Annotated in this window: 12 protein-coding genes; all 12 read left to right on the top strand. The window is 60.5% G+C overall.

Translation table 11 applies throughout. The features are described 5' to 3' along the window. The first annotated feature begins 2 nt into the window (after window positions 1-2). The gene (locus ACLTXB_RS09115) at window positions 3-1,379 is read left to right on the top strand and encodes a S1C family serine protease (protein WP_428226740.1); all 1,377 of its coding nucleotides are present in this window, start codon (window positions 3-5) and stop codon (window positions 1,377-1,379) included. Between the two features lie 437 nt (window positions 1,380-1,816). Continuing rightward, window positions 1,817-2,833, top strand: coding sequence for a 3-deoxy-7-phosphoheptulonate synthase (gene aroF, locus ACLTXB_RS09110; RefSeq protein ID WP_020989816.1), 1,017 nt, complete (start codon window positions 1,817-1,819; stop codon window positions 2,831-2,833). Window positions 2,834-2,843: 10 nt separating this feature from the next. After that, window positions 2,844-3,677, top strand: a complete 834-nt coding sequence (locus ACLTXB_RS09105) for a prephenate dehydrogenase (protein WP_008981294.1) — start codon at window positions 2,844-2,846, stop codon at window positions 3,675-3,677. After that, window positions 3,674-4,759, top strand: coding sequence for a 3-dehydroquinate synthase (gene aroB / locus ACLTXB_RS09100; RefSeq protein ID WP_428226739.1), 1,086 nt, complete (start codon window positions 3,674-3,676; stop codon window positions 4,757-4,759). The genes ACLTXB_RS09105 and aroB overlap by 4 nt, the downstream gene beginning before the upstream one ends. Before the next feature lies 1 nt (window position 4,760). Continuing rightward, a complete protein-coding gene (locus tag ACLTXB_RS09095) occupies window positions 4,761-5,945 on the top strand; it encodes a 3-phosphoshikimate 1-carboxyvinyltransferase (protein ID WP_428226738.1) in 1,185 nt (394 codons plus the stop codon). After that, the gene (gene aroC / locus ACLTXB_RS09090) at window positions 5,926-7,011 is read left to right on the top strand and encodes a chorismate synthase (protein ID WP_428226737.1); all 1,086 of its coding nucleotides are present in this window, start codon (window positions 5,926-5,928) and stop codon (window positions 7,009-7,011) included. The genes ACLTXB_RS09095 and aroC overlap by 20 nt, the downstream gene beginning before the upstream one ends. Before the next feature lie 263 nt (window positions 7,012-7,274). Next, window positions 7,275-8,423, top strand: coding sequence for a prephenate dehydratase (gene pheA, locus ACLTXB_RS09085; RefSeq protein WP_428226736.1), 1,149 nt, complete (start codon window positions 7,275-7,277; stop codon window positions 8,421-8,423). After that, window positions 8,423-9,646, top strand: coding sequence for a shikimate kinase (locus tag ACLTXB_RS09080; protein WP_428226735.1), 1,224 nt, complete (start codon window positions 8,423-8,425; stop codon window positions 9,644-9,646). Before pheA ends, ACLTXB_RS09080 begins: the two co-directional genes overlap by 1 nt. Beyond that, window positions 9,643-10,074 (top strand): type II 3-dehydroquinate dehydratase, encoded by a 432-nt coding sequence (gene aroQ, locus ACLTXB_RS09075; protein ID WP_428226734.1) that lies wholly within the window; start codon window positions 9,643-9,645, stop codon window positions 10,072-10,074. Before ACLTXB_RS09080 ends, aroQ begins: the two co-directional genes overlap by 4 nt. A gap of 168 nt (window positions 10,075-10,242) precedes the next feature. Next, complete coding sequence (gene hrcA / locus ACLTXB_RS09070) at window positions 10,243-11,304, top strand: heat-inducible transcriptional repressor HrcA (protein ID WP_428226733.1); 1,062 nt, start codon at window positions 10,243-10,245, stop codon at window positions 11,302-11,304. Window positions 11,305-11,319: 15 nt separating this feature from the next. Continuing rightward, on the top strand, window positions 11,320-11,904 hold the full coding sequence (gene grpE, locus ACLTXB_RS09065; RefSeq protein WP_008981302.1) for a nucleotide exchange factor GrpE: 585 nt from the start codon (window positions 11,320-11,322) through the stop codon (window positions 11,902-11,904). A 196-nt stretch (window positions 11,905-12,100) separates the two neighbouring features. Further along, on the top strand, window positions 12,101-12,641 hold a 541-nt coding region (locus ACLTXB_RS09060), incomplete at its 3' end, for an Hsp70 family protein (protein ID WP_428226732.1).

Below are 12,641 nucleotides of genomic sequence, written 5' to 3'. Positions count from 1 at the left end.
TTATGGAAAACAACGAGTTCAACTTTTATAATAGCGAGAATGACGGCTACCGGGGAAGCTTTGGAGAATATGTTGATCCCACCCCCGCGGTTCCCAATCCGGAAGGACCCGAGAACCGGAAGAAGCCGGGCAGAGGTTTTTCCAAGAAGGTCGTAGCCCTGGTGCTGGCCTGTGCCATCGTGGGCGGCGGCGCCGGCGTGGGCGGTGCAGCCCTGTATCAGAATTTGAGCCGGGGCGGAACCGTGATCTATGAGGGAAATCGCCCCACCGTACAGACGATGGTCAACAACAATAACGGGGAGCCTATGACTCCCGAGCAGCTCTACGCGGCCAACCTGGCCTCCTGCGTGGGCATTACTGTGAACACCACGGTGAATATCTTCGGCCAGACCACCACCTCTGCCGCTACCGGTTCCGGCTTTGTGCTGACCCAGGATGGCTACATCGTCACCAACTACCATGTCATTGAGGACGCAGCCAACGATTCCTCCGTCAGTATTGAGGTCTCCTTTGCCGACGGCACCAAGTACACCGCCCAGCTGGTGGGCGGCGAGCAGGATAACGACATTGCTGTGCTGAAAATCGATGCCACCGGCCTGCAGCACGTCACCCTGGGCAACAGCAGCCAGCTGGTGGTGGGCGAAAGCGTCTACGCCATCGGCAACCCCCTGGGCGAGCTGACCTATACCCTTACCGACGGCATCGTCTCCGCTCTGGACCGGCTCATCACCACCTCCAGCCAGGATGCCAACGGCAACACCGTTTCTACCACCCTCAACGTGCTGCAGACCAACTGTGCCATCAACCCCGGCAACTCCGGCGGCCCCCTGTTTGACAGCTACGGCAATGTGGTGGGTGTGGTTTCCGCCAAGATGACCGAGTCCTCCTCCGGTGTGTCTGCTGAGGGTCTGGGCTTCGCTATTCCCATCAACGATGTCAAGGATATCATCGAAGATCTCATCGAGCACGGCTACGTTACCGGCAAGCCCTATATGGGTGTTCAGGTCTCCTCCGTGCCTGAGTACGCGCAGCGCTACGGCATCAGCGCCGGCGCCTATGTGGAGAGCGTGGCGGACGGATCCTGCGCCCAGAAGGCTGGCCTGCAGCAGGGCGATATCATCACCGCCATTGACGAAACCGCCATCGACTCCAGCTCCGCCCTCACTGCCGCCCTGTCCAGCAACTACAAGGCCGGCGACACCGCCACTCTGACGGTTCTGCGGGGCAGCGATAAGATCACCCTCTCCATTACCTTCGACGAGAAGAATGAGCAGACTGAGGCTGCCAATCAGGTCCAGCAGGAGTCCAATCAGCAGCAACAGCAACAGCAGCAGTCCGGCGGCTCCTATGGCTGGCCCTTCAGCGGATACAGCTGGTAATATTACGTTCTACCGATTTCTCATCGGTTTTCCTCTCCCCTCTCTTTTACCCCGGGTCTGGCAAGACCCGGGGGTTTTTATGTCTGGAAATGGCGGCAAAATAACAAAAGCATGAGGCTTGGCAAGAATATAATTTTGTGAAAATATCCTATTGTTTTATGATTGACAGGGAGAAAAGCCGGTGCTACCATAAAAACAACCCAACGCGAGAACGAGGAAAGGAGCCAAATTTCATGATGAAGCAGTTTGCGGCTTACTTTTTTGGCTACTTTTACTTTTTTGGCTTTTGGTTCAAAAAGGTAAGAGTGTTTTTTGCTGCAAACAATGGGCTCCCCAGTTTCGCGTAAGCGGGGAATAGGGAAGTTTTAGGCCTGCGGTGAATGACACTTCACCGCAGGCTTTTTCATTTGCCCGGTGAAGCAAGGAGGAGAACAGCTATGATTATCATTGTAAAACAGGACGCCAAGGAAGAGCGGGTACGGGATCTGATCCAGTGGATCGAGGCCCAGAACCTGCGTACCCACGTTTCCAAGGGAGACTACGCCACCATCATCGGCGTCATCGGCGACATCAGCAAGCTGGATGACGACCTGATCACCGGACTGGATATTGTAGAGGGGGTCAAGCATATTTCTGAGCCGTTTAAAAGTGCCAACCGGAAGTTCCATCCCAAGGACTCCATCATCGAAGTTGGCGAGCAGAAGCTGAAAGTGGGCCACGGAAACTTCGCCCTGATCGCCGGGCCCTGTTCCGTGGAGAGCGAGGAGCAGATCATTTCGGTGGCCAAGAGCGTCAAGGCCGCCGGAGCCACTATGCTCCGGGGCGGTGCGTTCAAGCCCCGCACCTCCCCCTATGACTTCCAGGGCCTGAAGGCCGACGGCATCGAGCTGCTGCTGGAGGCCAAGCGGGAGACCGGACTGCCCATCGTCACCGAGATCATGAACGCCAACCACCTGCCTCTCTTCGAGGACGTGGATGTCATCCAGGTGGGCGCCCGGAATATGCAGAACTTTGAGCTTTTGAAGGAGCTGGGAAAGACAAGAAAACCCATCCTCATCAAGCGCGGCCTGGCCAACACCCTCAAGGAGCTGCTGATGAGCGCGGAGTACATCATGGCCGGCGGCAACGAGAACGTTATCCTCTGCGAGCGGGGCATCCGTACCTTTGAGACTGCCACCCGCAACACCCTGGATCTGTCCGCCGTTACCGTTCTCCATGAGCTCACCCATCTGCCCGTGGTGGTGGACCCCAGCCACGCCACCGGCGTGGCCCGGTATGTCAAGCCCATGGCCATGGCGGCCGCCGCCTGCGGCGCCGACGGCCTCATCATCGAGGTCCACAACGATCCGCCCCACGCCCTGTGCGACGGCGCCCAGTCCCTGCGGCCCGAGCAGTTTGAGGACGTGGCCAAGGCGGTGCGCCGGGTGCGTGCCGCCGCCCTGAGCGAGGAGTAAGGAGGCAGGCATGGTAGTTGGAATTGCAGGTCTGGGCCTCATCGGAGGCTCCCTGGCCAAGGCCTACGAGCGCAGCGGCGCCACCGTCTACGGCTACGACGGAAACCGGGTCGTCCAGGACTTTGCCAAGCTCCAGGGGGTGCTGGCGGGCGACCTGGACGAGAACACCATCGGGGAGTGCGAGCTGCTGCTGGTGGCCCTGTACCCCGAGGTGACCATGGAGTATCTGGAGCGCATGGCTCCTTACATCCCCGGCACCACTTTGGTGATGGACTGCTGCGGCGTCAAGCAGGAGGTTTGCAAGGTGGGCTTCCGCCTGGCGGAGCAGTATGGCTTCACCTTTGTGGGCGGCCACCCCATGGCGGGCACCCAGTTCTCCGGCTTTGCCAACAGCAAGGCGGATATGTTTGACGGGGCGCCTATGGTAGTGGTCCCACCCCAGGCCGACGATATTTTACTGCTGGACCGGGTGAAAAAGCTCCTCACCCCCGCCGGCTTTGCCCACCTGACGGTGACCACCGCGGAGCACCACGACGAGATGATCGCCTATACCTCCCAGATGTGCCACGTCATCTCCAACGCCTATGTCAAAAGCCCCCGAGCCCAGATGCACAAGGGCTACTCGGCGGGCAGCTACATGGATTTGACCCGGGTGGCCTGGCTCAACGAGCACATGTGGACCGACCTGTTTCTGGAGAACCGGACCTTCCTGCTCCAGGAGCTGGACCAGATGATCAGCAGTCTTCAGGAGTACCGGGAAGCTCTGGAGCAGGGCAACGGCGACCGGCTTTGTACCCTCCTGGCGGAGGGCCGGATCTGCAAAGAGAAGGTGGATGGACAATGAGTAAAATCCTGACGGTAGACCTGCCTGGGCGGGCCTACGACATTGAAATTGAGCGTGGCCTTCTGGATAAGGTAGGCGAGCGGTGCAAGGCGGTGCTGCCCCGGGCCAAGGCCCTCTTTGTGGTTACCGACAGCACGGTAGGTCCCCTCTACGCACAAAGGGTGCTGGACAGCCTGGAGAAGGCCGGCTTTACCGCTGTGCTCCACACGGTTCCCGCCGGGGAAGAGAGCAAGTGCGTGGAGCGGCTCCAGGAGCTGTGGGAGGCCATGATGGCCGCCCGCCTGACCCGCACCGACGCCGTGGTCGCCCTGGGCGGCGGCGTGGTGGGCGACCTGGCGGGCTTTGCCGCCGCCACCGTGCTGCGGGGTGTAGATTACATCCAGATCCCCACCACCCTCCTGGCTCAGGTGGACTCCTCTGTGGGCGGCAAGGTGGCCATCGACCTGCACGCAGGCAAGAACCTGGCCGGGGCCTTCTGGCAGCCCAAGGGTGTGCTCATTGACCCGGAAGTGCTCACCACCCTCACTGACCGTACCTTCTCCGATGGTATGGCCGAGGTCATCAAGTACGGCTGTATCCGGGACCAGGCTTTCTTTGACAAGCTGGCCGCCTGGGGCGGACGAGAGGGCGTGATGGAGCACATCGAGGAGGTCATCCACACCTGCTGCGACATCAAGCGCAAGGTGGTTCTCAACGATGAGCGGGACACCGGCGAGCGGATGGTCCTCAACTTCGGCCACACCATTGGTCACGCCTTTGAGCTGGCCGGCCACTACGAGACCTGGACCCACGGCCAGGGAGTGGCCGCAGGCATGTGTGTAGCTACCCGGCTGGGGGAACAGATGGGCATCACTCCCGCCGGAACCACCGAGACCATCCAGAATATATTAAAGGAGTACCAGCTGCCCCTCACCATTCCCTGTACCTGGGATACCCTGGTGGAGGCGGTGGGCCTGGACAAGAAGAACGCCGGCAGCGACATTCGCCTCATTGTATTGGAGGAGCTGGGAAAGGCCGTTCCCCACGCCATGCCCCGGGAGGCGCTGCTGGAGGCTTTGACCCCCATGTGGAAAGGAAACTGACATGAATGTGACCATTCTGCCGGGAACGCTGAAGGGAGCGGTCACCCCGCCCTCCAGCAAGTCCCAGACCCACCGGGCGGTGCTTGCCCTCATGCTGGCCCAAGGGGAGGGCAAGCTCTCCAACCTGGCGGTTTCCCAGGATATCCAGGCCACTCAGGACTGTGTAGCCGCCCTGAAAAGCGGGCAGCCCGCACAGGCGGATGGGCTGCCTTTGCTGGACTGCGGCGAGTCGGGCTCCACCCTGCGCTTTCTCATCCCGGTGGCTCTGGCTGTGCGGGGTGGAGGCCACTTTACCGGCCGGGGACGGCTGATGGAGCGGCCCCAAGGTCCCTACATCCGCCTGTTTGAGGAGAAGGGAATTTCATGGAACCAGGAGGGGGCCTGTCTGACTGTGGCGGGTCAGCTGGAGCCGGGCGTCTATGCCCTTCCCGGCAACGTGTCCAGCCAGTTTATCACTGGACTGCTCTATGCCCTGCCTCTGCTGCCTGGAGACAGCCGGATCGTCCTCACCACACCCCTGGAATCCCGGGGTTATGTGGATATGACGCTGGATATGCTCCGCCGGTTCGATATAAAGGTAGAGGAGCAGGAGGACGGCTTTCTGGTGCCGGGAAACCAGACCTATCAGGCCCGGGACCTGACCCTGGAGGCCGACTGGTCGGGCGCCGCTTTCTGGTACGCCGCCAACTTCCTGGGAGCTCAGGTAGACATACAGGGGCTCAATCCCGATTCCGTCCAGGGAGACCGGCAGATCGGCACCCTCTATTGGAAGCTGGCCAGGCCCGGGAATGTGGACATTGACCTGTCTCAGTGCCCCGACCTGGCGCCCCCGCTGGCCGTCATGGCGGCGGTGCGGAAGAGAACTACTCGGTTTGTAAACGCCGGGCGGCTGCGCATGAAGGAGAGCGACCGCCTGGAGACCATCGCCCGCACGTTAAATGCCCTGGGAGCCAAGGCTCAGGTGGGGGAGGACACCCTCATTCTGGAGGGGCTGGACCACCTGGAGGGCGGTACGGTGGACGGCTGCAACGACCACCGCATTGCCATGATGGCCGCCGTGGCCGCTGTGGCCTGCAAAGAGCCGGTGACCATCCTGGGGGCCGAGTGCGTGAAAAAATCTTACCCCCGGTTCTGGGAGGACTACACTGCGTTGGGAGGAGAAATACATGGCCTCATATCTGGGTGAACATATCCACGTGTCTGTCTTTGGACAGTCCCATTCCCCGGCCATTGGGGTAGTGGTGGACGGCCTGCCCGCCGGGGAGCGGGTGGACATGGAGGAGCTGGGGCGGTTTTTAAAGCGCCGGGCTCCGGGACAGAACGCCACCTCCACCCCCCGCAAGGAGGCCGACCTGCCCAAGTTTCTCAGCGGTCTGGTGGACGATGTGACCTGCGGGGCGCCCCTGGCCGCCCTCATTGAGAATACCAACACCCGCTCCCAGGACTATGCCCAACTCCGGGACAAACCCCGCCCCAGCCACGCCGACTTTACCGCCCAGGTGAAGTACGGCGGCTTCCAGGACGTGGCGGGGGGAGGACATTTCTCCGGCCGCCTCACTGCTCCTCTATGCATTGCGGGCGGCATCTGCCTCCAGATACTGAAGCGCCGGAGAATTGAGGTGGCCGCCCACATCGCCTCCATCGCCGGAGAGGCCGACCGGCCCTTCGACCCCATGGGGGAGAGTGTGGAGACGTTGGACGCCCTGAAGCGCGCGCCCTTCCCCGTCATGGACGAGAAGGCGGGGGAGCGCATGCGGAAAGTGATCCTCCAGGCCAAGGAGGAGGGCGACTCGGTGGGCGGCATTGTGGAGTGTCTGGTCACCGGGGTGCCCGCCGGACTGGGAGAGCCCATGTTCGGCGGGATGGAAAACCGCCTGGCCGCCGCCCTGTTTGGCATCCCGGCGGTGAAGGGCGTGGAGTTTGGCGCGGGTTTCGGAGTGGCCACTATGCGGGGCTCGGAGAACAACGACCCCTTTACCGTGAAGGACGGGAAGCTGGTCACCGAGACCAACCACGCCGGAGGCATTTTGGGGGGCATTACCAACGGCATGCCCCTGGTGTTCCGCCTGGCTGTGAAGCCCACCCCGTCCATTGCCAAGCAGCAGCAGACGGTGAGCCTGTCGAAAAAGCAGGTGGAGGAGCTGGTGGTCACCGGCCGCCATGACCCCTGCATCGTTCCCCGGGCGGTTCCCGTAGTAGAGGCGGTCACAGCCCTCGTTCTCACCGACTTACTTTTCTCGAGAGAAAAGTAAGCAAAAGAGCTTGGTGCGAAACTTCGTTTCGCTTCTGAGAAGCAAGAGGTTTCGGAGGGAGGGATAGTGTGAAAGGGAACCGTCAGGGTGCTCTTTCACGTGCAATCACTACAAATTTGAATTGGAAAAGCCAATTCAAATTTGCCGCGTGAGGCGAAACTGCGGTTTTGACTCACGCGCGCAAAAGAGCTTTGTGCGAAACTTCGTTTCGCCACCTTATTAAGTCATAGAATATTGCACCCATAGGTAAGGAGTGATTGAAGATGGAAGAACTGAAGGATCTGAGAGAGAAAATTGACGCCATCGACCAGCAGATGGTGGACCTGTTTAAGCAGCGCATGGAGGTTTCCAAAGAGGTGGCCGCCTATAAGCAGGCAAACGGCCTGCCCACCCTGGACGCGGGCCGGGAGCGCGCCCTGCTGGGCAAGGTAGGCGAGCAGGCGGGGGAGGAGCTGGCCGACTACACCCAGTCGGTGTACCGCACCATCCTGGCCGCCGGACGCTCCTACCAGAACGCCTGCTCCGGTGTGACCTCCAAGGTGTATGAGACCATCCGCAAGGCCCTGGACACCACCCCCGACCTCTTCCCCCAGCGGGCTACCGTGGCCTGCCAGGGTGTGGAGGGTGCTTACTCCCAGATCGCCTGCGACAGCATCTTCAAGGCTCCTACCGTCCTCTACTTCAATACCTTTGAGCACGTATTCAAAGCGGTGGAGAGCGGCATGTGCCAGTACGGCGTGCTGCCCATCGAGAACAGTACCGCCGGTTCCGTCAACGCCATCTACGACCTGATGACCAAGCACAACTTCTCCATCGTCCGCTCCGCCCGCCTGAAGGTGAGCCACAACCTGCTGTGCAAGCACGGGGTGAAAAAGGAGGACATCAAGGAGATCTTCTCCCACCAGCAGGCCATCAGCCAGTGCGCCGGATATCTGTCCACCCTGAAGGGCGTGAAGGTCACCGTGGTGGAGAATACCGCCCTGGCCGCCCAGATGGTGGCCCAGTCGGAGCGCCGGGACGTGGCCGCCCTGTCCTCCCGCTTCTGCGGCGAGCTCTATGGGCTCAACCTCCTGGAGCAGAACGTCCAGGACCAGGACAACAACTACACCCGCTTCATCTGCATCTCCAAGAATCCCGAGATCTACCCCGGGGCCGACCGCACCTCTCTGATGATGACCCTGCCCCACAAGCCTGGCGCCCTTTACAATGTACTGTCCAAGTTCTACGCCCTGGGCATCAACCTGCGCAAGCTGGAGAGCCGTCCTCTCCCTGACCGGGAGTTCGAGTTCATGTTCTACTTCGACCTGGAGTGCTCCGTGTATGCCCCCGAGATGGAGCGTATCTTCCGGGACCTGGAGGAGGAGAGCGAGCACTTCCGCTATCTGGGCACTTACAATGAGGTGATCTGCTGATGGACTGCGGGCTCATCGGCCGCAAGCTGGGCCACAGCTTTTCCCCCAAAATCCACAGCCTGCTGGGGAACTACCCCTACCGGCTCATCCCTCTGGAGCCGGAGGAGGTGGGGGAGTTCCTGCGCAAGGGGGAGTTTCACGGCCTTAACGTCACCATCCCCTATAAAAAGACGGTGATGGAGTACTGTGCCGAACTCACCCCGGCCGCCCGGCGCATCGGCAGCGTGAACACCATCCTCCGCCGCCCCGACGGTACCTTGCTGGGAGACAACACCGATTATGATGGGTTTTTGTACCTGTTAAAGTCCGCCGGAGCCCAGGTGGAGGGCCGGAAAGCCCTGGTGCTGGGCAGCGGCGGGGCATCTCTCACGGTGCGGGCAGTGCTCTCCGAGCTGGGAGCCCGGGAGATCATCACCATCTCCCGTTCCGGAGAGAATAACTATCAGAATCTGGACCGCCACGCCGACGCCCAGATCATCGTCAACGCCACCCCCGTGGGTATGTACCCCAATAACGGAGTTTCCCCCGTGGATTTGGACCAGTTCCCCCAGTGTGAGGGTGTCTTTGACCTCATTTATAACCCCTCGAAAACCCAGCTGCTCCTCCAGGCTCAGCGCCGGGGGCTCATCTGGGGCAACGGCCTGGGGATGCTGGTGGCCCAGGCCAAAGCGGCCTCGGAGCGGTTCCAGGGCAAAAAGCTGCCCGACGAACTGGTGGCCGACATTACCGCCAAGCTGGAGCGGGAGACGAAAAACATCCTCCTTATCGGAATGCCCGGCTGCGGCAAGACCACGGTGGGCAAGGCACTGGCTGAAAAGCTGGGCCGCCCTCTGGCCGATGTGGACGAGAAGATCATAGAAGAGGTGGGCTGCTCCATCCCACACATCTTTGCCACCGAAGGGGAGGAGGGGTTCCGGGTTCGGGAGCACCGGGCCTTGGCCCAGATTGCCAAGGAGTCCGGCCAGGTCATCTCCGCGGGAGGGGGCATCGTTACCCGGACGGAGAACCGGGACAGAATGGAGGAAAATTCCGTGGTGGTCTGGCTGCGGCGGGACCTTGACAAGCTGCCCACCGATGGCCGGCCTGTCTCCCAGAGCGTGCCCCGGGAGGAGCTCTACCGCCGCCGGGCTCCCCTCTATGAGGCCATGGCCCAGGTGACGGTGGACAACAACGGCACGGTGGAGGACACCGTGGACGAAATTATCAAGAGGGTGATGGAATGAAGCTGTTGGTGATTAACGGCCCAAACCTGAACATGCTGGGCATTCGGGAGCCCGATATCTATGGCAAGCAGGACTTTGCTGCCCTGGAGGCCTTTATCCGCCAGGCGGCAGACGAGTGCGGCGCTCAGGTGGAGCTGTTCCAGTCCAACCACGAGGGGGCCGTTGTGGACAAGATCCAGTGGGCCTACGGGAAGATGGACGGCATCGTCATCAACCCCGCCGCCTATACCCACACCAGCGTGGCCATTCTGGACGCCCTGAAGGCGGTGGGTCTGCCTGCGGTGGAGGTCCACCTGTCCGATGTAAATGCCCGGGAGGAATTCCGGCACATCTCCTATGCGGGGATGGCCTGTGAGAAGTCCTTTATCGGCATGGGCTTTGAGGGGTACCGGGTCGCCATTCAATATCTGACTGGGAAACAACGGTAAGTCAAATTAGCAGTATCCCGGCATTTCTGCAAAGAAATGCCGGGCTTTTTTTGTTTAAAATAAATTCATAAAGTACCTATTGACAATCTTGCAGGTGGGTGGTACATTATCTTTAGCACTCAGGGAGAATGAGTGCTAAAACATAGAATGAGAAATGGAGGCGAGAGTATGGAGCTGACCAATCGAAAAAAGCGAATCCTGCGGGCCATTGTTGAGATCTATATCTCCACCGCGGAACCGGTAGGTTCCAAGGCCGTGGCAGAGCAGGCCGGACTGGACATCTCCACCGCCACCATACGAAATGAGATGGCCGACCTCACCGAACTGGGCTATCTGGAGCAGCCCCACACCTCGGCCGGACGGATTCCGTCCCCCATGGGCTACCGGCTCTACGTCAACGAGCTCATGGGTGAGCACCAGCTGACCATGCAGGAGACCCAGCGCATCAACGACGCGCTGAACCTGAAAATGGAGGAGCTGGACCGGGTCATCGACCGGGCGGGCAAGGTGCTCTCCCAGATCAGCGACTACCCCGTCTTTACCATGGCCCAGCCCAAGCAGCGGGTGACGGTAAAGCGGTACGACCTGCTGATGGTAGAGGAAAACGCCTTTATCGCTGTGGTGATGACCGACAACTCGGTGGTGCGCAACAAGCTTATCCACCTGTCCGATGAGCTTTCCGACACCCAGCTGCAGCTGCTGTCCACCGTTTTGAACAGCTCCTTTGTAGGTCTGACCGTGGAGGAGATGGAACAGACTCTGGACAAGATGGAGACCCGTTCCGCACCCGGGGCATTCAACCTGATCTCCATGGTGGTGCAGTACGCCATCGAGGTGCTTCAGGAGCAGCGCCGCCAGACCATTCACACTTCGGGGATCACCCATCTGCTGGAACACCCTGAGTACCGCAGTCTGAACAAGGCCAAGCCTCTGATGACCTACCTGGCGGAAAACCAGGAGGGGTCCAAGCTGCCGGTATCCATGGAGAACGGCCAGAATATGAATATTCTCATCGGGCCGGAAAACGTCAGCGAGGCGCTGAAGGATACCAGCGTGGTCATGGCCAGCTATGACATTGGAGATAATATGCGGGGCGTCATCGGGGTGGTAGGACCCACCCGGATGGACTACGCCAAGGTGACCGCCCGCCTGTCCTATTTCGCCGACAGCCTGACCCGGATGTTCGGTAAGGGGGAACTTCCCCCCGGCGACGGGAACGACCAGGAATAGGAGGAACATTAGTTCATGAGCAAGAAAGAAAATAAGGCGGAGCAGACCGCTCCGGAGCAGCAGGAGCCGGTGGAGCAGCAGGCTGAGGTTCAGACCGAACCCCAGGCCGAGCAGACCCAGCCCCAGGGCGAGGCTCAGAGCGAGAGCGCCGATCCCCTCCTCACTGAGCTGGAGTCCCTGAAGGATCAGGTGGCCCAGCAGGAGGACAAATACCTGCGCCTGGCCGCCGAATACGACAACTACCGCCGCCGTACCGCCAAGGAGAAGGACTCCATCTGGAACGACGCCAAAGCGGATGCGGCTGTGGCCTTCCTGCCGGTGTACGACAATCTGGAGCGGGCACTCAAGCAGGAGACCGCCGACGAGGCCTTTAAGAAGGGCGTGGAGATGACCATGACCCAGCTTAAGACCGTGCTGGAAAAGCTGGGCATCACCGAGATCCCCGCTCTGGGCCAGACCTTTGATCCCAACCTGCACAATGCCGTGATGCATGTGGAGGATGAGAACTTCGGCGAGAACACCGTCTGCGACGTGTTCCAGGCCGGCTTCCAGCTGGGCGACAAGGTCATCCGGTTTGCCATGGTTAAGGTGGCTAACTGATACGAAGCGCGGAGGCGTGCGGAGCAGCGCGGATGGACCGGAGCGAGGGCGAGCGGAGGACCGCACAGCGGTCCGCAGACCAGCCCGAGACGGAGCGAAAGCGACCCGGCCGTGCGTCCAATCCGCAGCGTGACAATATAAAACCAAATTAATTTTGTAAACAACAATCTTTTCATATATTAGGAGGAAACACATTATGTCCAAGATCATTGGTATTGACTTAGGTACGACTAACAGCTGCGTGGCGGTTATGGAGGGCGGCGACGCCGTCGTCATCCCCAACGCCGAAGGCAACCGTACCACCCCCTCTGTGGTGGCTTTTTCCAAGGACGGCGAGCGTATGGTAGGCCAGGTGGCCAAGCGCCAGGCGATCACCAACCCCGACCGCACCGTTATTTCCATCAAGCGTGAGATGGGCACCGACTATAAGGTGGACATCGACGGCAAGAAGTACACTCCCCAGGAGATCAGCGCCATGATCCTTCAGAAGCTGAAGGCTGACGCCGAGGCCTATCTGGGCCAGACCGTCTCCGAGGCCGTCATCACCGTCCCCGCTTACTTCACCGATGCTCAGCGTCAGGCCACCAAGGACGCCGGCAAGATCGCCGGCCTGGAGGTCAAGCGTATCATCAACGAGCCCACCGCTGCCGCTCTGGCCTACGGTGTGGATAAGGAGACCGCTCAGAAGGTCATGGTGTACGACCTGGGCGGCGGCACCTTCGACGTGTCCATCCTGG

Source organism: Flintibacter sp., assembly GCF_046973065.1.
This window is presented reverse-complemented; position numbering and strand designations above follow the sequence as displayed.

Bases quoted from the DNA above. Each gene is read 5' to 3' on its own strand.
- hrcA (WP_428226733.1), top strand. From the start codon at position 10,243: ATGGAGCTGACCAATCGAAAAAAGCGAATCCTGCGGGCCATTGTTGAG.
- pheA (WP_428226736.1), top strand. From the start codon at position 7,275: ATGGAAGAACTGAAGGATCTGAGAGAGAAAATTGACGCCATCGACCAG.
- ACLTXB_RS09105 (WP_008981294.1), top strand. From the start codon at position 2,844: ATGGTAGTTGGAATTGCAGGTCTGGGCCTCATCGGAGGCTCCCTGGCC.
- ACLTXB_RS09095 (WP_428226738.1), top strand. From the start codon at position 4,761: ATGAATGTGACCATTCTGCCGGGAACGCTGAAGGGAGCGGTCACCCCG.
- aroQ (WP_428226734.1), top strand. From the start codon at position 9,643: ATGAAGCTGTTGGTGATTAACGGCCCAAACCTGAACATGCTGGGCATT.
- grpE (WP_008981302.1), top strand. From the start codon at position 11,320: ATGAGCAAGAAAGAAAATAAGGCGGAGCAGACCGCTCCGGAGCAGCAG.
- aroB (WP_428226739.1), top strand. From the start codon at position 3,674: ATGAGTAAAATCCTGACGGTAGACCTGCCTGGGCGGGCCTACGACATT.
- ACLTXB_RS09080 (WP_428226735.1), top strand. From the start codon at position 8,423: ATGGACTGCGGGCTCATCGGCCGCAAGCTGGGCCACAGCTTTTCCCCC.
- aroF (WP_020989816.1), top strand. From the start codon at position 1,817: ATGATTATCATTGTAAAACAGGACGCCAAGGAAGAGCGGGTACGGGAT.
- aroC (WP_428226737.1), top strand. From the start codon at position 5,926: ATGGCCTCATATCTGGGTGAACATATCCACGTGTCTGTCTTTGGACAG.
- ACLTXB_RS09115 (WP_428226740.1), top strand. From the start codon at position 3: ATGGAAAACAACGAGTTCAACTTTTATAATAGCGAGAATGACGGCTAC.